This window comes from Myxococcus sp. CA051A, assembly GCF_013336705.1.
Taxonomy (GTDB): Bacteria; Myxococcota; Myxococcia; order Myxococcales; family Myxococcaceae; genus Myxococcus; species Myxococcus llanfairpwllgwyngyllgogerychwyrndrobwllllantysiliogogogochensis.
Window position 1 is genome coordinate 38,784 of the sequence record NZ_JABUMS010000030.1, and the last position, 24,689, is coordinate 63,472.

General features: G+C 68.8%; 25 protein-coding genes. 10 read left to right on the forward strand and 15 right to left on the reverse strand.

The annotated features are described in order from the left end of the window. Positions 1-13 precede the first annotated feature (13 nt). From HUA74_RS42790 to HUA74_RS46525, 3 genes are read right to left on the reverse strand one after another with little or no spacing between them, the layout of a single operon-like run. The gene (locus HUA74_RS42790; RefSeq protein WP_174459190.1) at positions 14-1,090 is read right to left on the reverse strand and encodes a HupE/UreJ family protein; all 1,077 of its coding nucleotides are present in this window, start codon (positions 1,088-1,090) and stop codon (positions 14-16) included. A gap of 49 nt (positions 1,091-1,139) precedes the next feature. Then, positions 1,140-1,706 (reverse strand): hypothetical protein, encoded by a 567-nt coding sequence (locus HUA74_RS42795; protein ID WP_174459191.1) that lies wholly within the window; start codon positions 1,704-1,706, stop codon positions 1,140-1,142. Continuing rightward, positions 1,703-1,861, reverse strand: coding sequence for a lmo0937 family membrane protein (locus tag HUA74_RS46525; RefSeq protein WP_141649494.1), 159 nt, complete (start codon positions 1,859-1,861; stop codon positions 1,703-1,705). The genes HUA74_RS42795 and HUA74_RS46525 overlap by 4 nt, the downstream gene beginning before the upstream one ends. 307 nt (positions 1,862-2,168) lie before the next feature. Between HUA74_RS46525 and HUA74_RS42805 the strand changes: the two genes are divergently transcribed. The 7 genes from HUA74_RS42805 (at position 2,169) to HUA74_RS42835 (ending at position 11,506) form a co-directional block, all read left to right on the forward strand. Further along, positions 2,169-2,906 (forward strand): lytic transglycosylase domain-containing protein, encoded by a 738-nt coding sequence (locus tag HUA74_RS42805; protein WP_141647217.1) that lies wholly within the window; start codon positions 2,169-2,171, stop codon positions 2,904-2,906. Between the two features lie 224 nt (positions 2,907-3,130). Next, on the forward strand, positions 3,131-3,451 hold the full coding sequence (locus HUA74_RS42810) for an STAS domain-containing protein (protein WP_141647218.1): 321 nt from the start codon (positions 3,131-3,133) through the stop codon (positions 3,449-3,451). 84 nt (positions 3,452-3,535) lie between these two features. Next, complete coding sequence (locus HUA74_RS42815) at positions 3,536-4,519, forward strand: MoxR family ATPase (RefSeq protein ID WP_141647219.1); 984 nt, start codon at positions 3,536-3,538, stop codon at positions 4,517-4,519. Next, entirely contained in the window at positions 4,516-5,487 is a 972-nt protein-coding gene (locus tag HUA74_RS42820) for a DUF58 domain-containing protein (RefSeq protein ID WP_141647220.1), read from the forward strand. Before HUA74_RS42815 ends, HUA74_RS42820 begins: the two co-directional genes overlap by 4 nt. Next, positions 5,484-7,538 (forward strand): DUF3488 and transglutaminase-like domain-containing protein, encoded by a 2,055-nt coding sequence (locus tag HUA74_RS42825; protein WP_174459192.1) that lies wholly within the window; start codon positions 5,484-5,486, stop codon positions 7,536-7,538. Before HUA74_RS42820 ends, HUA74_RS42825 begins: the two co-directional genes overlap by 4 nt. A 459-nt stretch (positions 7,539-7,997) precedes the next feature. After that, positions 7,998-8,885, forward strand: a complete 888-nt coding sequence (locus tag HUA74_RS42830) for an RNA polymerase factor sigma-32 (protein WP_141647222.1) — start codon at positions 7,998-8,000, stop codon at positions 8,883-8,885. A gap of 158 nt (positions 8,886-9,043) precedes the next feature. Next, complete coding sequence (locus HUA74_RS42835; RefSeq protein WP_174459193.1) at positions 9,044-11,506, forward strand: OPT family oligopeptide transporter; 2,463 nt, start codon at positions 9,044-9,046, stop codon at positions 11,504-11,506. Between the two features lie 79 nt (positions 11,507-11,585). Here the strand turns inward: HUA74_RS42835 and HUA74_RS42840 are convergent, their stop codons facing one another. The 4 genes from HUA74_RS42840 to HUA74_RS42855 all read right to left on the reverse strand — a co-directional run bounded on the left by HUA74_RS42840 (position 11,586) and on the right by HUA74_RS42855 (position 13,454). Further along, positions 11,586-12,014: a hypothetical protein gene (locus HUA74_RS42840; protein ID WP_174459194.1), complete on the reverse strand. Its 429-nt coding sequence runs from the start codon at positions 12,012-12,014 to the stop codon at positions 11,586-11,588. 51 nt (positions 12,015-12,065) lie between these two features. Beyond that, positions 12,066-12,569, reverse strand: coding sequence for a hypothetical protein (locus HUA74_RS42845; protein ID WP_141647225.1), 504 nt, complete (start codon positions 12,567-12,569; stop codon positions 12,066-12,068). Between the two features lie 68 nt (positions 12,570-12,637). Then, on the reverse strand, positions 12,638-13,036 hold the full coding sequence (locus HUA74_RS42850) for a hypothetical protein (protein ID WP_141647226.1): 399 nt from the start codon (positions 13,034-13,036) through the stop codon (positions 12,638-12,640). A gap of 79 nt (positions 13,037-13,115) precedes the next feature. Then, positions 13,116-13,454, reverse strand: coding sequence for a hypothetical protein (locus tag HUA74_RS42855; protein ID WP_141647227.1), 339 nt, complete (start codon positions 13,452-13,454; stop codon positions 13,116-13,118). Positions 13,455-13,632: 178 nt separating this feature from the next. Here HUA74_RS42855 and HUA74_RS42860 point away from each other — a divergent pair, with 178 nt between their 5' ends. Both HUA74_RS42860 and HUA74_RS42865 read left to right on the forward strand, forming a co-directional pair. Continuing rightward, on the forward strand, positions 13,633-15,396 hold the full coding sequence (locus HUA74_RS42860) for a HEAT repeat domain-containing protein (RefSeq protein ID WP_174459195.1): 1,764 nt from the start codon (positions 13,633-13,635) through the stop codon (positions 15,394-15,396). A gap of 4 nt (positions 15,397-15,400) precedes the next feature. Next, on the forward strand, positions 15,401-16,711 hold the full coding sequence (locus HUA74_RS42865) for an HD-GYP domain-containing protein (RefSeq protein WP_141647229.1): 1,311 nt from the start codon (positions 15,401-15,403) through the stop codon (positions 16,709-16,711). Here the strand turns inward: HUA74_RS42865 and HUA74_RS42870 are convergent. The 7 genes from HUA74_RS42870 to HUA74_RS42900 all read right to left on the reverse strand — a co-directional run bounded on the left by HUA74_RS42870 (position 16,692) and on the right by HUA74_RS42900 (position 23,586). Then, positions 16,692-17,732 carry an RluA family pseudouridine synthase gene (locus tag HUA74_RS42870; RefSeq protein WP_174459196.1) on the reverse strand — a complete coding sequence of 347 codons (1,041 nt, stop codon included), beginning with the start codon at positions 17,730-17,732 and terminating at the stop codon, positions 16,692-16,694. The genes HUA74_RS42865 and HUA74_RS42870 overlap by 20 nt on opposite strands. A 10-nt stretch (positions 17,733-17,742) precedes the next feature. Further along, a complete protein-coding gene (locus HUA74_RS42875) occupies positions 17,743-18,006 on the reverse strand; it encodes a hypothetical protein (protein WP_141647231.1) in 264 nt (87 codons plus the stop codon). An 84-nt stretch (positions 18,007-18,090) separates the two neighbouring features. Further along, positions 18,091-19,809, reverse strand: a complete 1,719-nt coding sequence (locus HUA74_RS42880) for a helix-turn-helix domain-containing protein (RefSeq protein ID WP_174459197.1) — start codon at positions 19,807-19,809, stop codon at positions 18,091-18,093. Next, positions 19,806-20,759 (reverse strand): P-loop NTPase, encoded by a 954-nt coding sequence (locus HUA74_RS42885; protein WP_141647234.1) that lies wholly within the window; start codon positions 20,757-20,759, stop codon positions 19,806-19,808. The genes HUA74_RS42880 and HUA74_RS42885 overlap by 4 nt, the downstream gene beginning before the upstream one ends. Before the next feature lie 222 nt (positions 20,760-20,981). Further along, entirely contained in the window at positions 20,982-21,575 is a 594-nt protein-coding gene (locus tag HUA74_RS42890; protein WP_141647233.1) for an HNH endonuclease, read from the reverse strand. Continuing rightward, a complete protein-coding gene (selA, locus tag HUA74_RS42895; protein WP_174459198.1) occupies positions 21,572-22,969 on the reverse strand; it encodes an L-seryl-tRNA(Sec) selenium transferase in 1,398 nt (465 codons plus the stop codon). The genes HUA74_RS42890 and selA overlap by 4 nt, the downstream gene beginning before the upstream one ends. Positions 22,970-23,076: 107 nt before the next feature. Then, positions 23,077-23,586, reverse strand: a complete 510-nt coding sequence (locus HUA74_RS42900) for a GNAT family N-acetyltransferase (RefSeq protein ID WP_141649184.1) — start codon at positions 23,584-23,586, stop codon at positions 23,077-23,079. 90 nt (positions 23,587-23,676) lie between these two features. Here HUA74_RS42900 and HUA74_RS42905 point away from each other — a divergent pair, with 90 nt between their 5' ends. Continuing rightward, positions 23,677-24,015: a TerB family tellurite resistance protein gene (locus tag HUA74_RS42905; RefSeq protein ID WP_141649183.1), complete on the forward strand. Its 339-nt coding sequence runs from the start codon at positions 23,677-23,679 to the stop codon at positions 24,013-24,015. A 55-nt stretch (positions 24,016-24,070) separates the two neighbouring features. On the opposite strand, the gene HUA74_RS42910 is transcribed toward HUA74_RS42905, so the two are convergent. Then, a complete protein-coding gene (locus HUA74_RS42910; protein WP_141649182.1) occupies positions 24,071-24,610 on the reverse strand; it encodes a hypothetical protein in 540 nt (179 codons plus the stop codon). Positions 24,611-24,689: the final 79 nt, after the last annotated feature.

Sequence of the window (24,689 nt, forward strand, 5' to 3'; positions counted from 1 at the left end):
GGTGCCGCCGGATTCAACCGAGTGCGCGCTCGACCATCCAGTACCCACCAGCGGCGAGGATGCACACGGACAACACTCGCACCGCCCCGCGGTGCACCGCGGGCCTGCGCTGGAGCATGCGAAGAGGTGGCAGCAGCACCACGACGACCAGGGCCTGCCCCAGCTCCACGCCCAGGTTGAAGCCCACCAGCCCCTTCACCACCGAGTCCCCCAGGCCATAGCCCGCCAGCACGCTCGCGAAGCCGAAGCCATGCACCAGCCCGAAGAGGAAGGTGATGAGCGCCCGGTGGCGGTGCTCGCGTAGCACCAGGTTCTCCACCGCCACATAGATGATGGACGCGGCGATGGCGGCCTCCACCCAGCGCACCCGATCTCCGTCGAGCACCACCCAGCCGAGCGCGGTGGCCCCCAGCGTGATCGAGTGCGCCACGGTGAAGGACGTCACCAGGAGCAGCACCCGCTTGAGCCCGCCTCCCACCAGCAGCACCGCGAGCAGGAAGGCGAGGTGGTCCACGCCCTCGAAGATGTGGCGCAGGCCCAGCCCCACCCAGCCGCCAAACCCGCTGACGGCCGACGAGGCCCCCTGCCCCGGCCCGGGAATGGCCAGCGACGGCTGCGCGGCGTCCGCGAAGAGCGCCCCGGGCATTTCCCCCTCCACCGCGCTGCCGAGGATGACCCGGTAGCCCGCGGGCAGCACCGACAGCACGGCATAGCGCTGCTGGAGCGGCCCCTCCGGACACGTGAAAATCGCCGACAGCTCCACGAAGGTCTGCCGGAGGAGCGCCGCGTGGGACGTGCGCGCGCAGGGCTGGCCGCCGGCGGTGAGCGGCATCGCGTCCCACACGCCGACCTCCAGCGAGGGCCTGCGGGCGTCGAGATCCGCCTGGGACACCGTGCCGTCCCCGTCCGCGTCGGCCGGGACGAGCAGGCCCAGCGTGCCCGCGGTGAGGGTGACGACCTGGCGCACCTCGGCCTCGGCGGGCCCGGCGCGACGCACCTGGGTGTAGAGGATGTCGGCGTCGTGGGCGGAGGCGCCGCTCGGAAGCAGCAACAGGCCCGCGAGCAGCGCTCCCCAGGGAAACTTCGTCATGGCGCGCGAGCCTGCCGCCCCGGCGCGCCCGCGTCCACCGCACCCCGGTCTATTCCGGGATGATCTCCAGCTGGACCTGCTGCCGACCACTCAGGCCGCCATGCCGCGCGCCGCAGCGGGGACAGAAGATGAGCTGATCCCACTCCCAGAGCAGCTTCACGTCCTCCCCACAGCACAGCATGGGAATCACGCGCAGCAGCTCGTCCGGCTCCGGCTCCATGGGGCCCGGCAGTGACTCCGGCGCCACCGCGACGAACGTGGGACTGGGGTTGAGCGACAGCGTGCGCGAGACGTGCGCGAGCTGCTCGTAGCGGACGTGATTGGCCCACGCGCGCGCCACCGACTCCAGATGTGTCTGCTGCGCCGGGGTGAGGAAGCCGTCCGCCTCCGCGCGATGGCCACAGTAGGGGCAGCGCCACACGGGCAGCCCCTCCTCGCTCTCGTGCGCGTTCTCCAGCGCGAAGAACGCCTGCAGCTTGTGCAGCAGCGCGCGGGCGTCATGCGGGCCTGGCCGCGTCTTGAACGGGCGCATGCAGCTGGGGCACTCGCGGCGCGTGAAGCCCGCGGTGTCCCGAGGCAGCTCCACGCCCTCCGCCTCCAGGCCCTGGCCGCTCATGACAGCGCCGTCCGCCGGCCCCGCGACACCACGCCCACCACGAAGGCGAGCAGCGCGAAGAGCAGGAACAGGTGCACCCAGTACCCCTCGGTGGAACCCGCGGTGAGCCCCAGCCCCCACAGCACCATCAGGATCATCCCTATCGTCCAGTACACGCGGCACCTCCCCTGTCCCCTACCCGGACCGGCGCAAGCTAGGAACGCGAATGCCCACCGGCAACCCAGGGCCGCCTCCCGTCCTTTTCACAGGAAGCAAAGTTCCCTGTCCGGGCATTTTTTCCGACCGGTGAGAAGCCGCTCACCCCGTGAGGCCGTCGGAGTTCCAAGAGATCTAAAGGAGATAGAGGCGCGCAACCCCCGCCAAGGACGCTGGCATGGCGCCTGCTTGGGTGTCTCCCCGTCGGAGTCAACGCGAGTGAGTGACTCCGTGAGCGCTGTGGCACGGGTTGCTGGGGAGGGTGGGATGAGGGGTTGGACGGTGGCGGTGACGACGGCTGCGATGCTGGTGGGAACGGGTGCCCAGGCCTTTCCGGTGCAGGTGCCTTCAGGTCCGCAGGGTGAGCCCGCGGAGGTGACGCAGCTGCGCACCCGGCTGGAGCAGCGGGAGCTGGAGCTGAAGACGGCGCTGGCGAAGCTGCAGGCGTACGAGGACGAGGCGCTCCACGCGGAGGCGGAGCGGCTGGGCGTGGTGGAACTGGTGAAGGCGTCGGGCCTGCCAGTGCACCAGCAGCGCAGGCTGTCGGTGGCCATCGTCCGCGAGGCCCAGCGCAACAACGTGGACCCGCTCCTCGTGGTGGCCGTCATCAAGTGCGAGAGTTCCTTCAACAACTACGCGGTGTCCCACGTGGGCGCCATGGGGCTGATGCAGGTGATGCCGGACACGGGCACGTGGCTGGCGGACAAGGCCGGCTTCCGGCTGGGCCGCAGCACCAACCTGTTCGACGCCGAGACGAACGTGGCGCTGGGCACCGCGTACCTGGCCAACCTCATCGAGCGCTTCGGCTCCGTGGAGAAGGCATTGGTCGCCTACAACGCGGGCCCCGGACTGGCCCGGCGCATCCTCGCGAAGAAGGAAGCGCGCACGAAGTTCATGGCCGGCTACCCCACCAAGGTGGTGAAGGAGTTCCGGAAGCTGAAGGCCCACCAGGAGCGTCAGCTCACCCTGGCCGATCAGCAGAAGACGATTGACCGCCAGGGTTGATCGCCAGGCAACACCCCGGGCGCCCGTCACCTGACAGTCGCGTAGAAGTTGCCAACCCAGAGCTGAAATTCCTTCCCGTTCCAGTGCAGTGTTCGCGCCCGGCGGTGCACCCCATGGATTTTCCATGGGTTTTCCGGTCGCTGGACTGGCCCGGAATGTGCTCCTGCCGCCGTGCCCAATTCGTTGGCACAGCGCGCACACGGCATCCAAGGGAGAGCACAGCAATGGCGGGTTTGCAGATCCACCGCGAGGACGTCGCAGGTCACGTCACCCTTCGTTTGGAAGGGATACTGGACGGGAAGACGGCCCAGGAGGTCCAGACGTCTCTGGAGGGGCTGAAGGGGTGTGAGGTGGTGCTGGACTTCACCCATCTGCGCGAGTTCAAGGACAGCGCGGTGGGGGTGTTGACGCGGAACATGGCGAACTCGGTGAAGCTGCGCGGGCTGGCCACGCATCACGAGCGGATGTTCCGCTACTTCGGGGTGGGCGCCAGCGTCGCGCCACGGCGGCCATACTACACCCCCGAGGACGTGCTCTCCCTCTGAGCCGACAAGGGAGCGGGCGTCCCTGGAGGGCACCCCGGAGTCTGGCGTGTTGGCACCCGGAGGAGTCGGCTAGAGTGGCGGCAGATGAACCAGCCCGCCCGCGTTCTCGCCGCCGCCGCCCCCTCCCCCGCAACCGCGCGCACGGCGATGGAACGCATCGCCGCCGAGCTTGGCCGGGCCGTCCAGGGCAAGGAAGCCCAGGCCCGGCTGGTGGCGACGTGCCTGGTCTCTGGTGGGCACCTGTTGCTGGAGGACGTGCCGGGTGTCGGGAAGACCACGTTGGCGGAGGCCCTGGCCCGCGCGTGCGGGCTGAGCTTCGCGCGGGTCCAGTTCACCGCGGACCTGATGCCGGCCGACATCCTGGGCGCGCAGATCTTCCACGCGCAGACGGCCACCTTCCAGTTCCGCCCCGGTCCCCTCTTCCGCCAGTTGGTGCTCGCGGATGAGCTGAACCGCGCCCCGCCCCGCACGCAGTCCGCGCTGCTGGAGGCCATGGCGCAGGGTCAGGTGTCGCTGGATGGGAGCACCCACGCGCTGCCCTCGCCCTTCACGGTGGTGGCCACGCAGAACCCGGTGGACTTCTCCGGCACCTATCCCCTGCCGGACTCCCAGCTGGACCGCTTCATGCTGCGCCTGTCGCTGGGCCACCCCGCACCGGACGTGGAGGCGAAGCTTCTGGCCACCCGAGGGCGCGCGCCGCCCCTGGATGCCGTGCAGACGGTGTCCAGCCCCGAGGAAGTGGCCCAGCTGCGAGAGCTCTCCGCGGAGCTGCGGCTGGATGGCACGGTGGCCGACTACGTGGTGCGACTGGCGCGGGCCACGCGTGAGCACGGAGACATCGAGCGAGGCGCCTCCACCCGCGCGGTGCTGGCGTTGGGCGCGGCGGCTCGGACGCAGGCGCTGTGGGAGGCGCGTGACTTCGTGACGCCGGGGGACGTGCGGGCGGTGCTGGTGCCGTGCTGGGCGCACCGCGTGCTCTTGCGCAGCGCCGTGCAGGGCGTGGCGGCGCGGGACGAAGCGGCACACCTGCTGGAGGAGCTCACCCGAAAGGTGCCGGCGCCGCGGTGAAGCTCCGCCTGAAGCAACGCTGGGCGCGCCTTCGCGTCTGGCTGCGGCCCCCGCGCACCCTCAAGGTGACGCGCATCGGTCGCACCTATCTGGTGGTGACGTTCGGCGTGGGCCTGGGCGCGCTCAACACCGGCAACAACCTGCTGTACCTGCTGTTGGGCCTGCTTTTGAGCATGGTGGTGGTGTCCGGCGTGTTGTCGGAGCGGTGCATCCGGGACATCTCCGTGCGGCGCGTGGGCACGGACGCGGCCTTCGCCGCCGAGCCCTTCGCCTTCCGCTGGGCCGTGTCCCGCAAGCAGGGCCATGCCTTCGCCCTCACGTTCTCTGAAGCGGACTCCCCGCTGGTGGGCGGGGGTGGCGTGGGCTACCTGCCAGCGAATGTGGAGCACGTGGTGCGGGCCGACCTCACCGCGCCTCGACGGGGGCCGGTGCGGCTGACAGGCGTGCGCGTCACGACGACGTGGCCCCTGGGCCTGTTCGCCAAGACGCGCGTGCTCCCGCTCGAAGGCCTGCTGCTCGTCTACCCCCGGCGCGCCTATGCGTGCCAGGAGCCGGGGGACGCGGAGCGCGGGCCCGCGGGCGACGCGGGCAACCCCCGCCGCAACGACGGCAGCGGAGACGTGACGGGCCTGCGGGAGCTGGCCGAGGGTGAGGACGCGCGCCGCATCCACTGGCTCAAGAGCGCGTCTGCGGGGAAGCTGCTGCGCGTGGAGCGCGAGCGCGAGGAGCGCCGCACCTGGGTGCTCGCCGTGGAGCCGGGACTCGAGGGCGCGGCGCTGGAGCGCCGCTGCGAGGAAGTGGCCGCGCTGGCCCACCGGCTGCTCGAGGAGGGCCATGAGGTGGGGCTCAACACCACCGACCAGCGGCTGCGCTCCGGTGCGGGCTCCGCTCAGGAGAAACGCATCCTCCGGGCCCTGGCGTGGCTGGGCTTCGAGGGGCTTCGCGAAGAAGAAGAGGAGGCGGCATGACGCGGGGCACCCGGCTGCGACTGGTGCTGCGGGACGTGGCCTCCGGGTGCGCCTTCGCTTCGATGGCCGTATCGGGCCAGCTCCCATTGTGGACGCTGGGCCTCTTCGCCTTCGCGCTGGTGGCGGCCCTGTTCGGCAAGCGCCTCTTCGCCCGGCGCGCGAAGCTCACCGCGCTGCTGCTGCTGGGCGTGGCGGCCGTGCTGGCGGTGAATGTCACGTCCGGGGCCCTGAACCTGGTGGTCGCGGCCTGTGCCTTCGCCGGCCTCATCTCCGCGCATCGGCTGCTGTCCGCGCCGGACCCGGCCACGGATGGGCAGGTGCACCTGTCCGGGCTTCTGATGGTGGCCGGTGGCGCGGCGCTGTCGGGCGAGCTGGTGTACGGCCTGTTCCTGGTGGCCTTCAGCGTGCTGTCCAGCGTGTCGATGGCGCTGGGCGTGGTGGAAGCCGCCGTGCCGGAGGGCGAGCCCATCCCGGTGCGCGCCGTGCTCCGCCCCCTGGGCACGGGTGTCACCTTCGCGGTGGCGGGGGCGATGGCCTTCTTCATCCTCTTCCCCCGTCTGAACTGGAACATGACGGGCCCGCGCGCCGCGCCGGGGTTGGGTCCCGCGACCGCGGGCTTCTCCAACACCGTGCGGCTGGGCGGCGCGGGCACCATCAAGGACAACCCGCGCATCGTCCTGCGCGCGACGCTGAGCCCGGACCCCGGCGTGGACGCGCTCGGCTCCTACTGGGTGGGCCGCACCTACGACATCTTCGACGGGATGGAGTGGACGAACGCGGGAGGCGTGCGTCGCGAGCGCGAGCCGCTCCTCACGCTGCGCCCCGGCGGGGACAACCTCATCCACCAGCGCGTGGAGCTGCTTCCCGCGTACGGCGCCCGCACGCTCATCGCCCTGGAGACGCCGTCGCGGCTGGGCAACGCGGTGGCCAATGGCAGCACCGGCAGCCGGCGCACCTCCCTCCAGGAGCTTGCGGGCGGCGAAGCGCGTTTCCTGGAGGCGGGCGTCTCCTACGCATACGAGGCCTACAGCCTGCCTCCGGGCGGCAGCGGCGACTCCTTCCGGAAGCTGCCCTCCGAGGAGCAGGACGCGCTGCTGGCGCTGCCGGAGGCGTTGGATCCTCGCGTCGCGCAGACGGCGGCGCGCGTGCTCAATGGCGAGCGAGAGCCCCTGGCCGCGGCGCAGAAGCTGGCCACGTGGCTCCAGCGCGAGCACGCGTACACGCTGGAGCAGAATGGCGAGCGGGAGGATCCGCTGGCGGACTTCCTCTTCGACCGCAAGGCCGGACACTGCGAGCACTTCGCCACCGCGCTCACGCTGATGCTGCGCACCCAGGGCATCCGCGCGCGGCTGGCCACGGGCTTCTTCGGCGGAGAGCGCGTCAATGACGGCTACGTCCTGCGGGCCGGCGACGCGCACGCGTGGACCCACGTGCTGGTGCCCGAGCGAGGCTTCGTCACCGTGGACGCGACACCGCCGGCCCACCGCCCCAGCCAGGGCTCACGGCTGCTCCAGCGGCTGCTCGGGCTGTATGAAGCGCTGGAGTCGCGGTGGCGCAACTCCGTCGTCGACTACTCCTTCCGGGACCAGGTGGACGTGGCGCGCGCGCTGGTGCGCCCGCCGAAGGGCGCCGAGAACACCACGAGGAGCCGCCTGCCTCCTGCCCGGGCCTGGGGCGCCGCCCTGGTGGCGGGCATGGTCGTCTATGCGGCGTGGCGACTGGTGACGCGGCTGGCGGGGCGGCCTCGCCCGCACGCGGCCACGCGCTTCGTCGACGCGGTGGAGGCGATGCTCGTCCCGGCGCGACTGGTGCGTGGCGAGGGCGAGACGCTCGAGGACCTGGATGCGCGGCTGGCTCGCGAGGGACATCCGCTGGCGCTCGCGCTGGCACCCGTCACCCGCCGCTACCTGGAAGCACGCTTCGGTGGACGCCCCCTGCGCCAGGGCGAAGCGGACCAGTTGCTGCGCGCGCTCCAGCAATCCGTCGCGGCCCACGTGAAGCTGGAGGCCCAACGGGCCCGCGCGTCGGAGCCCCGGGCCCGCGCGTCCTAACGCTCGCGAGTCCGGATGCCCCTCGGGCGTCCCTTCGCGCGCGGAAAATGCTCCCGGCCAGCATCCGGCGCCGTCGTTAGCCGTTCTTCACGGGAAGACGACAGCGGCCCAGGCGGCCCTGTCGCCAGGGGTCCCCTTGCCTGGCTGCTGGGCGCCCCTCGCTCGCTTCGCGTCAACGGCCGAAGGGCCCTGGCGCTCCTCTTGAGGAGGCGTGTCGTGCACAGACGGGCACATTCTACAGCCGAGAAGTCGCGGCGAGTTCCCAGAGCGGCCGTAACCGTTACAGCCCTCCTTCTTTGTACATGAGCGCAGCATCCGCCAACCCCCCGCAGACATTGGGGAAGGTGTGGGACTTCGCGCTGGCACCGCGGTTGCTCCTGACAGCCTTCGTTCAGTCGTCAAGCGGTCCGAAAACCTAGCGGCCTCGTCAGCGGGGCCCCACGTCGGGAGAAACCATCCATGCAGGCGTCCACCGAGCAGTCGTCCAACTCCGGCTCCCTGGCGATGTACCTCTCGGAGATCAACCACTACAACCTCCTCACCGTGGAGGAGGAGCAGGCACTTGCACGCAGCTTCATCCGCGGCGAGCTGGCCGCCGGCCACCGGTTGGTCACCTCCAACCTGCGCTTCGTGGTGAAGGTCGCCTACGAGTACCGCTCCTACGGCATCAAGATGTCGGACCTCATCCAGGAGGGGAACATCGGCCTGATGAAGGCCGTGCAGAAGTTCGACCCGGACAAGGGCATCCGCCTCATCTCCTACGCGGTGTGGTGGATTCGCGCGTACATCCAGAACTACATCCTCAAGAGCTGGTCGCTGGTGAAGCTCGGCACCACGCAGGCTCAGCGGAAGCTGTTCTTCAGTCTGGCGCGCACGCGCCGCGAGCTGGAGAAGTTTGGCAACGGCGAGGCCGTGGTGAACGTGGAGGAGATTGCCCGCCGCCTGCACGTGAAGCCGGGCGAGGTGCGGGAGATGGAGCAGCGCATGGGCGGCCGGGATTTGTCCCTGGACGCGCCCATGGGCGAGGACGGTGGCAACAGCCACGTGGACTTCGTGGTCAGCGCCGCCGCGCCACAGGACGACGAGTTCGCGGACAAGGAAGAGGCGGGCCTCATCAACGCCCGCGTCCGCACCGCGCTGATGCGGTTGGACCCCCGCGAGCGCTTCATCATCGAGCAGCGGGTGATGAACGAGCGCCCGATGACGCTCAAGGAGCTGGGCGAGCATTTCGGGTTCTCCCGGGAGCGTGCCCGTCAGCTGGAGATTCGCGCCAAGGACAAGCTGAAGGCGGAGCTGGCGGCGCTGATGGCGGAGGTGGATCCGGACGCCGCGGCGATGCAGCAGTGAGCCGTGTCTGACGCGGCAGGTCGGTCCCGCTGAGTGCGGGACGCCAGGCGCCTCCTCCCCACTCGGGGTGGGGGCGCTTGTCATTTGTGGGCCATCACTTCGCTGGCGGGCGGGGCCCTGCTAGAAGGGGCCGGATTCCCTCGTAAGGAGCCTTTCGCTTGGCCCACGGTACCCCGCCGGTCGTCGACGAGCGCGTCCCGATCGCTCAATCGCACGCGCCACACCTGCACATCCCGTACGTCCCACCCGAACAGTCGCCCACGGAGATGACGATTCGAGCCCTGGTGCTCGGCTCGGTCCTGGGCATCGTGTTCGCCGCCTCGTCCGTGTACCTGGCCATCAAGGTCGGCCTCACGGTGTCGGCGTCGATTCCGGTGGCGGTGCTCTCCATCGCCATCTTCCGGGCGCTGGGCAAGTCGAACATCCTGGAGAACACCATCGTCCAGACGACGGGCTCGGCGGGTGAGTCGCTGGCCTTCGGCGTCGCCGCGGCGCTGCCCGCCCTGCTGCTCCTGGGCTACGACATCAGCCTGACGCATGCCTTCCTCGTGGCGGCGCTGGGCGGTGTGCTCGGCGTGCTGATGATGATTCCGCTGCGCCAGGGCCTCATCGTCCAGGAGCACGGCAAGCTGCCCTACCCTGAAGGGACCGCCAGCGCGGACGTGCTCATCGTCGGTGAGCAGGGCGGCACCAACGCGCGCACGGTCATCATCGGGTTCCTGGTGGGCGGCATCTACAAGTTCGCCTACTCCGGCATGAAGCTGTTCCGCGAGGTGCTGAGCACGCCGCTCAAGGGCCTCAAGAGCGCGACGCTGTCCACCGAGGTGAGCCCCGAGCTGCTCGGCGTGGGCTACATCATCGGCCCGCGCGTGGCGGCCATCACCTTCGCCGGTGGCGTGCTGAGCTACCTCATCCTCATCCCCGCAATCTCCTTCTTCGGCGCGGGGCTGGACCAGCCGCTGTTGGTGCACAACGGCGCCCTCATCCGGGACATGTCCCCGGACCAGATTCGCAACGCCTACGTGCTCTACATCGGCGCGGGCGCCGTGGCGACGGGCGGCCTCATCAGCCTCATCCGCTCGCTGCCGACCATCATCGGCGCGTTCAAGCGCGGCGTGGAGTCACTCAAGGCTTCGCGCGGGCAAGGCGGCGGACCGCAGCTGCTTCGCACCGAGCAGGACCTCCCCATCACCGTGGTGCTGGTGGGCAGCGTGGCCCTGGTGCTCCTCATCTGGCTGGCGCCGCCACTGGAGGTGAACTTCATCTCCGCCATCCTCATCATCGTCTTCGGCTTCTTCTTCGTGACGGTGAGCGCGCGAATCACCGGTGAGATTGGCAGCTCCTCCAACCCCATCTCCGGCATGGTGGTGGCCACGCTGCTCGTCACCTGCCTCGTGTACCTGCTGCTCGGGTGGACCAGCTCCGAGGACCGCTTCATGGCCCTCACCACGGCGGCCATCGTCGGCATCGCCGCCTCCAACGGCGGCACCACCGCGCAGGACTTGAAGACGGCCTACCTGGTGGGCGGCACCCCCAAGAAGCAGCAGATCGCCCTCTTCGTGGGCGTGCTGACCAGCGCCATGTTCATCGGCCTGGTGCTGGTGACGCTGAACAAGGGCGCCACCGTGACGATTCCGGAGCCGCACCCCGGCGTGCAGGTCACGGAGATGACCCAGGAGACGCGCACGCAGTACACCTTCCCGTGGGCCGTGTCCGCGCAGTCCCTGACGTCGCGCGGGCTGGACGAGGCCGCGCTGCGCAAGGCGGCCTGGGCGCAGGGCTATGACCTGGCCTCGCAGGGCGGAGCGATGGAGCTGCGCAGTTGGCGGCAGGTGAGCGCGCAGGACGTCAGCGGCGTGACGCTGAGCCCCACGGGCGGCTCGCAGGTGAAGGTGTCGGAGCTCGGCGCCATCACCGAGGGCCCCCAGCGCACCTTCAAGGAAGGCTACGTGCGCGGCGCGGACACTCCGGTGCCCGCGGGCAAGTACCTGGTGGATGACGGCGGCAGCATCCAGTACGTGGTGGACCCGGGCATTGGCGGCCGTATCAGCTCCTACGAGGGGCAGGCCCTCACCCGCTACGCCGCGCCCAAGGCGCAGCTGTTCTCGCTCATCATCGACGGCATCCTCACGCAGCGGCTGCCGTGGGACCTGGTGCTGCTGGGCGTGTTCATCGCGCTGATGCTGGAGCTGTGCGGCGTGTCCTCGCTGCCCTTCGCGGTGGGCGTGTACCTGCCCATCAGCAGCAGCGCGCCGCTCTTCGTCGGCGGCATGGTGCGCTACCTCGTGGACCGCCTGCGCGGTGGCAGCGAGTCCGACTTCTCGCCGGGCACCCTGCTCTCCTCCGGCTACATCGCCGGTGGCTCGATTGCCGGAGTGCTCATCGCCTTCCTCGAAATCGCCACGGATGGCGCGGGCTCACGCGCCATCAACCTGCCGGCCGTGTTCGGCCACGAGGGCGCCTTCGGTGGCTTCCTCAACGCGGTGGGCGAGAGCGAGCTGGCGAGTCCCCTCTGGTCCAACCTGTGGGGCCTGCTCTTCTTCGCCGGCCTGACGCTGTTCCTGCTGCGCTCCGCCCTCAAGGGCACCAGCGCCGCGGTGTCACCGCCGCCCGGTAAGTAGGCCTGTGAGGTGACGGCGCTCCCTTGGCTGGGAGCGCCGTCCCTCCAGACACCGTTGAAATCCGAAACGGCTGGCGGCCTTAGAAGTTCGTGTTCTGCGAGCTGTTGACGAGCCTGAGGTAGTCGCAGGTGCCGCTCGCGTCCCAGCTCACCCGGAAGAAGCCCCGATTGCTCAGGGCCTGCTCCCAGAGCGCGGAGACGGCGGCGTTGGGGATGCAGGTGTAGACAACCGGGCTGGTGCCACCTGGCGGGGTGGACCACGAGTCGAAGCTGCGCGTGCCGGTCATCAGGTCTTCACGGAAGGACGCGGACGAGGTCGACGTCGCGTCCTCACGGAAGCCGACGAAATTGCCGTAGCAGAGTCCCGAGCCATCCGCGTTCTTCTGGCAGAAGACTGTCTGTGATTGGAGTCCTCCCCACGCGACGGGAGCGAGCCCCAGGACAGCGAGCGCCACCCCAGGGAACAGAACTCCGCGGAGAAGGGGCTGCGAAAAAGAGAGCTGCTTCATGTTGTGACTCCTGAGCCTTGCGTCGTTCGACTGCTCAAAGGGAAGTGAGACTTACGGCAGGCCATCGAAACCCGGCGCGGGGACGAGCCGGTCCTGGTTGATGGCGACGACGAGTTGCTTGCGGAGCGCGTCCGCCTCGGGGCGACCTCGAAGGTGGACGAGTTCACGTCGAATCTCGAGAACGTCCTCGGCTGTCATGCGCCCGCTGGAGACCACCCGGTCCACCATCATGCCCGCACGCGCCACGGCCTCGCGCTGCTCCGAAGACGGCTCTGGCGCGGTGGGAACGGGAGCCTCCGGCTCGGAAGAGCCCGCGACGGGCCCTCCCGACTCCTTCAGCAAGGTGGCCACCCGCAAGGCCATGGCCTCCTGGTCCTCGACGGAGAGACGACTCTCCCGCGGAGCGAGGATGGTGGCGGTGCCCACCGGGCTCGCTCCAGTCGCGTGGGAGCTGGACTCCAGCGCCCGGCGCAGCGAACCCACTTCGTCGGTGAGCTGCTCCATTCGCTGCGCCTGGGATTGCTGTGCCTGGCTCACCGCGAGCCAGCACCCCACGGCGCACCCCACCGCTGTGGTCAGGCTTGGAAGCCAGCCACGCAACACCTGGGTTGTCATGGAGTGGATCAGAAATGCGAGTACTGGCTGCCGTTGATCAGGAACAGCGAATAGCACTCACCCGCGGCCGACCAGTAGATGGAGAAGAAGCCCCCGTGGTTCATGGCCTTGCTCCACTGCGCCGCCGTCGCCGTATTGGCCGTGCAGTTGAAGTACGTCGTCGTCGCGCCCGAGGTGAGGGCCGCGGAGAAGTACGGCGCGGCGTTGCTCACCCGGGTGAAGGACGCCTGGGTGCTGGCGCCGACGTGGTTGCGAAAGCCAAGGAGACTGCCGTGGCACCGACCGGAGCCATCCGCGTTCTTGTAGCAGTTCGCGGACTCGGTCTCGAAACCAGCGAAGGCAGCGGGAGCGGCCAACAGCGTCGCGACACAGAAAGCCGAGGCTCCGTGCTTCAAGACATCATGCATGTGAATTCCTTGCTCAAGGGAGGCCAGGTGTTTCTGGCCCCTTGAAAAGAACTCTACGAAGAGCCTCTGACACACCACTTCAGAGCGGCGCGATGGAATCCGGCACCTGCTCCCGCTCGGGCGCCGCCTGCGTGGACGTGGTGCCCTCCGCGCATACGTACTCCGTGCGCAGCGGCGTGACGAAGCCCACCGTGCCCACGTAGACGAGCGCGCCCCACCAGGGCCAATACACGTCCACGCGCGACACCCCGTGGCGACACTCCGCCGCCGACACGTTGGCCGTCGACAGCCCGTACACCAGGCTCACGCCCGTGCGCGCCTCCGGGAGCCCGTCTCGCGGGGCGCCCGTCCGCACGCTCATCCGGAAGCACCCCGTCAGCCCCAGCAGCAACACCCCACAGGCCATGACTCGCAGCATGCGCTCGACACTCCTCCCGGTACGCCGGCCCACGCAAGATACCCGGTAATTCCAGGGCGACGGCGTCGAGGTAGACCCATGTCATCCAAGTCCGCGAACTTCCAACCGCCGCCGGCTGGGGCCCCAGAGGATTTCGCGGTAGGCTGGTGATACCGCCCGAGCGGAGAGTTGCACGCGCATGGCCCATCCCCAAAAGACCCAGGAAGCGAGCACGGAGCCGGAGCAGACGCCGGAGGTCCGCGAGAAGGTGGAGCTGGCGCGCACGTTCGCGTTCCACCTGCTCAAGGGCATCAAGCAGATTGGCATGTACCGCCACAACGATGCGCGCTTCCCGGAGTTCCTCGCCAAGGCGCTGGAGTCCATCACCCAGTACACCGAGAAGTACGGGCCCCTGTCGCTCAAGGTCGAGCAGCAGAACCTGACGCTGCACAACGACTCGCTCTTCACCGAGGACACGCCGCTCCCGTACAAGTTCTTCCGCGACGGCATCCGTCAGCTCATCTTCCGTCCCGGCCTGGCCGTGGAGGAGCTGGTCACCTTCACGATGATTTCCCTTTCGGAGCCGGAGCGCGGCGCCGAGGACGTGCTGGCCCAGCTGTGGCGCGCCGGCATGGAGCACGTCGAGTACGTCGTGGTGGAAGGCTTCTCCATGGAGAACGCCAGCGAGGAGGAGGTGCAGGTCGAGGTGGACAAGGTGGTGGGTTACCTCTACGCGCGCCTCCAGACGAACTCGGACGACTACCTGCGTTTCGCTCGCGTGTCCGCGGAGGACCTGGACGCGAAGCTGGACGGCGTGGAGCAGATTCGCGGCCTCGTCGTCGGCGGGCGGCATGCGTCGGATGACCTGAAGGCGAAGCTCCAGCGCGAGGTGTCGGAGGAAGAAGGCGCGCGGCTGTTCCCCAAGCTGGTGAGCGCCGTGTTCCAGGTGGTGGAAGGCGGCGTCGAGGACGGCGCGCTGCTCGAGGAAATCTTCGTGCAGTTGCTGGACATGCTGCTGCTCCAGGACGACTTCGGCACCATCAATCAAATCGTCCTCAAGCTGCGCGCGCTGTCGCAGAAGGAAGGCGGCGCGCCGCTGGAGAAGCTGCTCGAGTCCTTCCTGCACAAGATGGGCGAGGAGCAGCGGTTGATGCGCCTGGGCGAGTCGCTCAAGGGCTCGCGTCCCAAGCACCCCGCGGACGTGACGCGCTACCTCCAGGCGTTGGGCCGCGACTCCGTCATCCCCCTGCTCACGGTGCTGGAGACGTTGGAGATTCCGGAGAACCGCGCGCTGTTGTGTGACGCGCTGGCCGTCGTCGCGCGAGAGCTGCCGGAGCCCTTCGTGGCGCGGCTGGTCTCAGACCGTCCGCAGACGGTGCGCGACATGGTGTACGTGCTGGAGAAGAGCAACCACCCCGAGCGCATCAAGATGTTCGGCCAGGTGCTCAAGAGCCCCAACCTGGTGGTGAAGCTGGAGGTGCTCAACATCATCGGGCGCGGGCGCACGGGCGAGGCACGCCGCCTCATCTTCGAGGCGCTCGCGGACCCCGTCTCCCAGGTGCGCATGGTGGCGGCCCGGATGCTGCCGGAGTTTGATCGCGACAAGGCGTTCTCCGACTTGATGCGCCTGATTCGAGAGCCCGCGTTCGACAAGAAGACCCCCGACGAGCGCACCGCGTTCTACGCGGCCGTCGGTGCGACGGGCACGCCGGGCGCGCTCTCGCACATGCAGCAACTGCTGGCGGTGAAGCCCTCGTTGCTCAACAAGAAGCGCGTGCTGGAAGACAAGATGCTGGCCGTCGCCGGGCTCCAGGGCGCCTGCTCCATCCAGAGCTACAAAATGATGCAGGCCATCGTCGAGGACCGCACCCAGCCGGTGGAACTGCTCACGGCGGCGCGCAAGGCGATGTACCAGACGCGCAAGACGCTGTTCGGTGACTCGGCGCTCCCAGAGGAGGCATAAGCCCATGGCTGAGAACCTCAAAATCACCCAGAGCCAGGACGAGAGCACCAACGAGTTCGGCCGCGAGCACAACGAGAAGCTCCAGGCCCTCTCGCGCTCCATGGTCGCCGGCCTCTACATGCTGGTGCGCTCCGTGAAGATGTATGACCCGGAGAACGGCGTCTTCCAGAAGCCGCTGCACCAACTCCAGGACATCATCAACCAGATCATCGGCAAGGAAGGCCGACTGGAGCTGGCGGGCGTCAAGGACTCCTTCTACCTGAACAGCATGCTGGTGAAGGTGGACCTGAACTCCATCGAGAACCAGCGATATCTCCTGACGGAGATGCGCGCCAAGGACGTCGGCGGCTTCACGCTCACCAAGCCGGTGACGGTGCCGGACCTGAAGAACTTCATCTGGATCTTCAGCAAGGAGCAGTCGAGCACCTCCGAGGAGGACGGACTCGCCGGCCGCAAGCTGCTCAACATGCGGGTGGCCAAGTTCTCCAAGCTCAAGGAGAAGCTCGACAAGGACATGAACAACGTGGGCGACCAGAAGGTCGATCGCAAGAAGTACGCGATGACCGTCTACGCCCGCTCGGTGTTCTTCCTCAGCAAGTACCTGGAGTCGGTGCGCGCGGGCAAACCCATCAACGCGTCCAAGGCCCTGCGGCTGGTGCAGGACTTCGTGGACATCAGCTACGAGCAGAAGACCCACTTCCTGGGCATGACGACGATGCGGCGCGAGGACGACTACCTCGTGTACCACCAGGTCAACGTGTGCCTGATGTGCATCGTCTTCGGCGCGGAGCTGGGGCTCACGAAGCCGCAGCTGCGAGACCTGGGCTACATCGCCCTCTTCCACGACGCGGGCATGACGACGCTGCCGGAGGAGCTGGCCACCAAGCGCGGGGCGCTGACGCCGGAGGAGCGCGTGGCGGTGCAGCGCGCGCCGCTCATCTCCGTGCGCAACATCCTCATGGAGAAGGGCTTCAGCCGCTCCACCCTGCTGCGCGTCGTGACGACCTTCGAGCACAAGACGGACTTCGGTACCGCAGTGCGCGACTCGCGCGGCAACATCCAGATGATCATCCCGAAGACGAACCTCGGGGCCTACGCGAAGATCATCGCCATCTGCGACGCGTACGACGCGCTCACCTCCAAGCGCCCCTACCGCGATGCGTACGGCCCGGAAGTCGCGCTGATGCTGATGTGGACGGAGATGCGCAACAAGTTCGACCCCGAGCTGCTCGAGGTCTTCATGCGCGTCATGGCCATCCAGCCCGTGAAGGTGCTGTCCAAGCGACAGCAGTCACTCAGCGTTTCCGGCTTGTAGCCGCCGCGCGCTTCTTCGTCGTCTTCCGGGCGGGAGCCTTCTTCGGCTTCGCCTTCGGCTCGGGCTCCGGTGGCGCCTGGGGACCCCGCAGCAGCTCGAGCGCGGCGGTGAAGTCCTCGGGAAGGGGCGCCTCCAGCGAGAGCGCCTTGCCCGTGCGCGGGTGCGCGAAGGCCAGCTTCCACGCGTGCAGGGCCTGGCGTCCCAACCGCTCCTGCGCGGCCGCGGACTCACCCTTCGGCTTGCGCCCGGAGCCGTACAGCGTGTCCCCGAGCAATGGGTGACCGGCCTCCGTGAGGTGCACGCGAATCTGGTGCGTCCGGCCGGTGAGCAGATCCACCTCCACCAGCGCGGCGCCGTCGAAGGCCTCGAGCACGCGGAAGACGGTGATGGCCGGCTTGCCCTCTCGCACCTTCCCGGTGAAGCGCTGACGATTCACCGGGTGGCGGCCATAGAGCGTCTCGATGCGCCCTTGCGCAGGGGGCACGCCGTGCACCAGCGCCAGGTACGTCTTGGTGACTTCGCGCCCCTTGAAGGACTTCTGGAGCGCGACGAGGGCCCGCTCGCTCTTGGCGACGACGAGACAGCCCGTGGTGTCCTTGTCCAGGCGGTGGACGATGCCGGGGCGCAGCTCGCCGCCGACGCCGGCCAGGTCCTTCACGCGATGCAAGAGCGCGTTGACCAGGGTTCCCGTCGCGTGTCCCGCGCCCGGGTGCACCACCATGCCCGCCGCCTTGTCGACGACGACGAGGTCCTTGTCCTCATGCAACACGGACAGGGGCAGCTCCTCGGCCTGAGGAGCGGCGGCCACGGGGGCCGGAACGTGGAGGGTGAGGAGCTCGCCACCGCGCAGGCGCATCGCCGCCTTCACGGGCCTGCCGTCGACGAGCACGTGCCCATCGTCGATGAGGCCCCGGATGCGCGAACGCGTCAGGTCGGTGAAGACGGTGGCGAGGTACTGGTCGATGCGCTCTCCGCGTGAGGCCGGCGGGGCGCGATGATCTCGGGTGTCGGGCGCTGCCACGTGGAGCGGACTACCAGATCTTCGACTTCACGTGCGCCTTGGAGCGCAACACGATGTCGTTGATGGCGCGCTCGAAGAAGTTCGCGTTCGTGTAGACATCCTGGCTGACGCGGCTCTTGTAGAGCTCACGTCCCTCTTCCAGTTCCTCCTTGAGGACCTCGAAGAGGTTGTCCTGCTCGATACCCTTGATGATCTTCTGCTCGTTGTAGAGCGAGATATCCGAGGCAATCGCACGGGCGAGCCGCATCGCCTTGATCTTTTCCTCGTCCGTCATCGTCCTCCCTACATAGGCACCGCTCGGAGGGGAGTCAACTTTCCTTGTGGTACGAGCGCAGGTTGGCAGCTCCCCAGGTCAGCATCACTTCTTGCCCGACTTCTCAGAAGCCAAGCCCAGATAGCTCCTGGACACCTGGAGCGGATCCAACCCCAGCTCGCGGGCCAGGTTCATGAGGATTCCTCGCAGGTACACGGGCGGGGGCAGCAGCGTGTAACGGTCCGCCTCCACGTTCTCCAGATGACGCAAGGAGATACGGGTGCGATCCGCCACCTGATGGAGCGTGAAGCCCCGAGTCTCCCGGACCCTGCGCAGCAGCTCGCCGTTGAACTCGGCGTCGGCGGGGATGTCCGGGAGGCGCGGCCGGACGTCGCGCACGCGGGCGGAGACCTGGGCCAGGGCGGCTTCGGCCGTGGCGATGGCCGAGTCCTGGGAGAGCACCTGTGCCTCTCCCAACTGACGACCCGAGCCGCCCCGGGTCTGCGCGGACGCCCCCGTGCCGGACGCCGTCGAAGGCATGGAACGAGATGTGCCCGTCGACCGACCTGTCGTCGGCGTCACGACGATGGACGTGGCCGGCTCGGGCGCGGGGGGCTCCGCCGACACGGGTGCAACCGGCTGCGCGGAAGCGTCCTGCGCGTTCGACGCAACGGGAGCCTCATCGACTGGGGGCTCATCGGCGGGTGCTGGCGTCGATGCGATGGGACTCGCGGGAACCTCGGTGCCTTGAGCCTCCGCGCTCGCACCGGCCGACTCCGCCGTGCTCGTGCTGGATCCCTCGGTGCTCGACGCCGCCTGGGCAGCGACCGCACTCGCGCGGATGGCAGCCTCGACGCTTGGCTCGGTCTGGGCGCTCGTCGCGCTCGCGGTGTCGGGAGCCTCGGTGCTCGACGCCGCCTGAGCTGCCACCGAACTCGCGCTGTCGGGAGCCTCGGTGCTCGACGCCGCCTGGGCAGTTACGGCACTCGCGCTGTCGGGAGCCTCGGTGCTCGACGCCGCCTGGGCAGTGACCGCACTCGCGCTGGTGGGCGCCTCGATGCCCGGCACCGACTGGGCGCTCGTCGCGCTCGCGGTGTCGGGAGCCTCGGAGTTCGACGCCTCGGCGGCGGCACTGGCCGGAACGACGGCCGACGACGTGGCGGCGGACGAATCCGCGCCTGGTTCCACCGAAGCGGAACCCGCCGCTCTCGACTGCGCCACGACGCGCTCCGCCGTCCGCGCCTCCACCACCACCGCGACTTTCGCCGGGGCAGACTCACCGCGCGCGGGCGCGGACCCGACGTCCACCCTGCCCGCCGCGGGCATGTCCACGAACCCACCGCCGAACGGCGCGGACTGCAAGGAACTGGTCACGTACGACAGCGAATAGCCACTGACGAAGCTGGCCCGGAACGCCGCCGGCCCACTCAGCTCGGGCTCCGGCTCCTCCGTCCCCTTCCCTGCCTCGGAGGCAGAGGACGAAGCCGACGACTCCACCGCGCTCGCGAGCGCCTCGGCCGCGCGCTGCACGGGGCCGGAGTCCTTCGCGGGTGCCGTCACGGCCTCGGCCACCTTGCGCGCGGGCAGGCCCAGGTCCTTGTCGTACTCGACCCGCAAGTCGGCGTCCGTGAGGATCTCCATCGCCTCCGTCATCCGGGCGCGAAGGGCGTCCACCTGATCCGCATCCACGAGCGCGTACACCGCGATGGAGTCCGGCGCATAGAGTTCCATCAACCGCGAATAGGCGGCGTGGATCTCCTCCATCTGCGCGGTGACAGGGACCTCCAGGAGCTCGTAATAGGTCTGCTGCGCGAAGGGCTTCATGGCGTGGCGGGAATGGGCGTTCCGTCGATTGCGAGCAAGCGCGAGGCGATGCGTTGAATGGCCAGAGCCGCCGGGGAGTCCGGCCGCTCAATCAATACGGGGCGCCGCTTTCGCACCGCGCGCCACGCCTCATCGTCATACCGGATGGCACCCAGGTCATCCATGTCGATCCCAAAGAACTTCTTCCACGCGGAGGCCACGGCTGTTCCCACGTTCAGGTCCGCGTCCGTCCGGGCCTGGTTCACCACCAGCCGGATGCGGAAGGCCGCCAGCTCTCGCTCCAGTCGCTCCGCACCCACGGGGTCCTTGCGCCTCACCTGCTCGAGCACGTCATGCAGCGTGCGCAGCGAGCCCTCCCGGGTCGTCAGGGCACTGTCCACCAGGTCCCCGATGCCGTACTCGGCCTCCATCTGCTGCAATCGCCGGAAGAAGGCCGCCTTCGCGAAGCGGTACGCGTTCTCCACCGACGTGGGCTCGGGCAACACCACCAGCAGCCCATGGTCCGCCATGATGAAGAAGTCGATGGTGTTGAAGCTCGTCCCCGCGCCCAGGTCCAGGATGAGGTAGTCCGCCTGCGCCCCCAGGAGCGTCTTCAAGAGCTTCTGCTTCTGCGCATACTTGAGGTTGGCCGCGTCCAGCGCGTCCTGCGCGCCCGCGATGAGCGACAGCCGAGGCACGCCCGTCGGGACGATGACGTCCTCCAGCCGCGCCTTGTTGCGCCGCAAGAAGTCGGACAGCGTCGCCTCCGGCTGCCCCACGCCCAGGCACGTGTGAAGGTTGGCCCCGCCCAGGTCCGCGTCCACCAGCAACACGTTCAGCCCGGACTGCGCCAGCGCCACGCCCAGGTTGGCGGACACCATCGACTTGCCAATGCCACCCTTGCCGCCGCCCACGGCGATGATGCGACGGGGCCGCGCACGTCGTCCCAGTCCCGGCGGCCCCGACTGCACCGGCTCGGAGGTCGGGGTCCCCAGGGCACGGGCATCGGCCAGGGGCGCTCGCGAAGGTTTGGACATGGGCGGTCGCATCAAAGCCCGTCCTACCGCCCGAGTCGACTCCCCGCCAATCCCCGGCCATTTCGTCGATCAATCCCCCCACCACCGAGAGGGATGACACCCAGATTTACAGGGCTCGCATGGCTGACCAGTGAACAGGCGGCCGAGCGCTCCGCCCTACTCGTCCAGCAGCTCCACGTTCCAGTACGACGCGTCCGCGAGGTGCAGGAAAGGCAGCCACTCCTGATACGTCACCTTGCGCGAAGCGCCTCGGAACAGCGGAGTCCAGCGCGGGCGCACCGGCTTCTTGAGCAGTCTCATGTCGGCCTGCTCCGGCGTGCGGCCCCCCTTCTTCAGGTTGCACGGCACGCACGAGCACACGACATTCTCCCACGTCGTCTTGCCGCCCTGGGTCCGAGGCATGACGTGGTCCAGGTTCAAATCGCTGCGGGGGAGGTTCTTGCCACAGTACTGACAGGTGTCCGCGTCGCGCGCGTAGATGTTGAGCCGGGAGAAACGCACCCTCCCACGCGGGAGATGGTCATACGCGCTGAGCACCAGCACCCGGGGAACGCGGATGGTCCGGTTGATGGTGGTGATGCAGTCGTTGGTGGCGCTCAGTGCCGCCCAATCGGCGAACTCGTAGAGTCGGTACTGCTGGTCAATCGCCTTGGCGACGCCCTGATACAGCAGCGAGAACGCCCGCTTCACCGACGTGACGTGCACCGGTTGGTAGTACCGGTTGAGTACGAGGACGGCGCTGTTGATCATGGTGGTTTCCCGGGACTTGCGGTCGCCACGCTTTCAGCGACCGACGCGAGTTCCTCCTTCGCGAGACAGCGGACGTCGAGGACCACCTCGCCATCCGCGATCCTGCCAATAACCGGCACTTCGCCGCCGCGCAGGCGTTCGAGGAATGATTCCGGCGCACCTACGGTGAGGCTGCACGCGAAGGAAGGCAACCGGGCCAGCGGCATGGCACCCCCGCCCACCTGTCCCACCACCCCGTCCACCCGGGCACTCACACCCTGTTCGGCCAGCAACGCCTGGAGCCGCAGCGCCCGTGCGCGCAGCTCCTCGGACGACTGGGCAAGCAGTCTGTAGGCGGGCACGGCCTCCGGCCTGCCGTCCCGGTACAGCTCCAACGTGGCCTCCAGCGCGGCCACCGTCAGCTTGTCCACACGCAACGCCCGCGTCAGCGGGTGCGCCTTGATGCGCGACACCAGCGCGGAACGTCCCACCACCACGCCCGCCTGCGGCCCGCCCAGCAGCTTGTCCCCGGAGAACGCCACCACGTCCGCCCCCGCGGCCACGACTCCGGGCACCGTGGGCTCCTGACTCAAGCCCTCTCCCACCATGGGCACCAGCGCCCCCGAGCCCAGGTCCTGGAACACGGGCACGCCGCGCTGCCGCCCGAGCGCGGACAGCTCCGCCACGCTCGCCTCCTCCGTGAAGCCCACCACCGCGAAGTTGGAGCGGTGCACCTTCAGCAACAGCCCCGTCTCCGCGCCCACCACGCTCGCGTAGTCCGCCACGCGCGTGCGGTTCGTGGTCCCCACCTCCACCAGCTTCGCGCCCGACTGACGCATGACGTCCGGCACGCGGAAGCCACCGCCAATCTCCACCAGCTCCCCGCGCGACACGATGCACTCGCGCCCCCCCGCCAGCGCCGCCAACACCAGCAATACGGCCCCCGCGCAGTTGTTGACGACGAGCGCATCCTCCGCGCCGGTCAACTGACGCAACAGCCCCACCACCGGCGCATACCTGCTGCCGCGCTCGCCTTCGTCCAGGTCGTATTCGAGGTTCGAGTACCCTCGCGCCACCTCCGCCACCCGCGCCACCGCCTCGGGCGCGAGCGGCGCGCGCCCCAGGTTGGTGTGCAGCACCACGCCCGTCGCGTTCAGCACGGGACGCAGGCCCGGCGTGGCCAGCGTGCTCAGCGCCTCGCCCACGTCCGCGTCCTCGAAGGAGCGCGGCTCACCCTGGAGCAGCCGGGCCCGCGCGCGCTCCACGGCCAACCTCAGCGCGGATACGGCCCTGGCCCTGGGGACACCCGCAAGCAGCGGCTCCAGCGAAGGCCGCCGCAGGAGCTGCTCGATGGAGGGGAGGGCGCGCAAGAGCGCGTTCTTCCCACCGTCTACATTGTTCGACGGGGGTCCCACGTCTCCGAGTCTAGGAGACGTGGCACCCAATCTCCAAACGACGGGGAGGTGTCAGGCAGGTGACGGCCCGCTCGCGCCCGGGTGCCGCGCGGTGCTCCGCGCTCGACTCAGGGGGGCGTCAGGTACAGGCTGATTTCCTCGGTCGCCCCAGGCAGCCGGATGTGCTTCTCGAACCGCAGCCCCAGCCGCGACAGCACCTTGATGGAGCTGGCGTTGTCGTTCGAAACGATGGCCGCGATGCGCTTCAAGCCGAAGTCACGCAACCCGTGAGCGAGCGTGGCGGAGACAGCCTCCTGGGCGTAGCCCTGCCCCCAATACGCGGGCAGCAGCGCATAGCCGATGTCCACGTGCTCCAGCGAGTCGCGCTTGAGCAGGCCACACATCCCCAGCGGCGCGCCGTCCGACTTGCGCTCCACCAGGTACAGGCCGAAGCCATGGCGCTCGTACGACACCTGGGGACCGTTGCGGATGTAGCCCCACGCGTCCTCGAGCGTCTTCACACCCCGGTCGCCAATGAAGCGCAGCCACGCTGGCTCATTCACCAACACCAGGATGAAGGGCGCATCCGCCTGCGTCACCCTGCGCAGGACGAGCCGCTCCGTCTCCAGGACTTTCATGCGAAGATCTCCTCGGAAAGCCCGAGGCAGCCCTGGACGGAAGTGTCCAGACACGTCAGCCTGCGAGCCACCTTGGAGGATGTACCACGGATGTCCACCCCCTCGAGCCCCGACTCCCGGTTCCAGATTGAAGTCCTCAAGCTGCTGCTCCAGGTCGCCAGTGGCGACGAGGGCGTGAGCCGCCAGGAAATCGACCACATCATGGATACCGCGCGAGGCATGAGCGTGCCGTTGCCGGAGCTGGCCGAGCTGGCGAAGTGCCTCCAGAACGGAATCCCACTGCCCGCCCCCAACCTGGGAGTCCTCCGCTCCAATCCCCAGGCGGTCGTCGAGGCGACGCACGCCCTCATCTCCAGCGATGGCCACATCCATCCGAGTGAAATCGAGATGCTGCGGCAGATTCGCGAGATGCTCGGTGTCGCGGGCTGACTGAGCGTGGACTCGGGCCGGGAGGAGCGCTCCCGGCACCGTGTCCGTCCAGCGACTACGCGTCGACTTCGTCGACTTCCAGCTCGCTGCCCGCGCCGCTCAACAGCTCCAGCAGCTCCGCCGCGCCGCCCTCGCTGTCCTTCAGCGAGGTGAGCTTGCCGCCGCCGAGGAACTGCATGATGAACTGCTTGCGCATCTCGCAGCGTCCGCCCTGAATCTCGCCCAGGACGGTCAGCGTGTTCGGCTCGCCCTCGCCGACAATCTGGTCGGCGACGTGGCAGTTGCCCAGCACGAGCACGATGGAGTGCAACTCCGCCGTGCCGACCTTCAGGTCGCCGAGGACGAGCAGGCCGCCGGGGCCCTTCACCACCAGGGTCTCCACGTCCATGTCACCCGTCACGACGACGCAATCGCGTGTCTCCAGCGTGCGCGACTGGGCCGTCAACTCTTCGTGGAGTTCGATGCCGGTTCGCAGCATCGCGGAGATGTCGACGGGGGCCGCGAGCAGCGCGTCCTCGTCCAGCGCGGTCAGTCTCTCGTCCGCGGCTGCAAGTGCATCGGCGTGGTCCTGGAGCTTCTTGGGGAGCTGAGTCATGTCTACCGTCGTGAATACCCCAGATCAGGCCGGGAGGAAGCCACCATCGACGGCGAGTGTGGCCCTCGTCACGAATCCG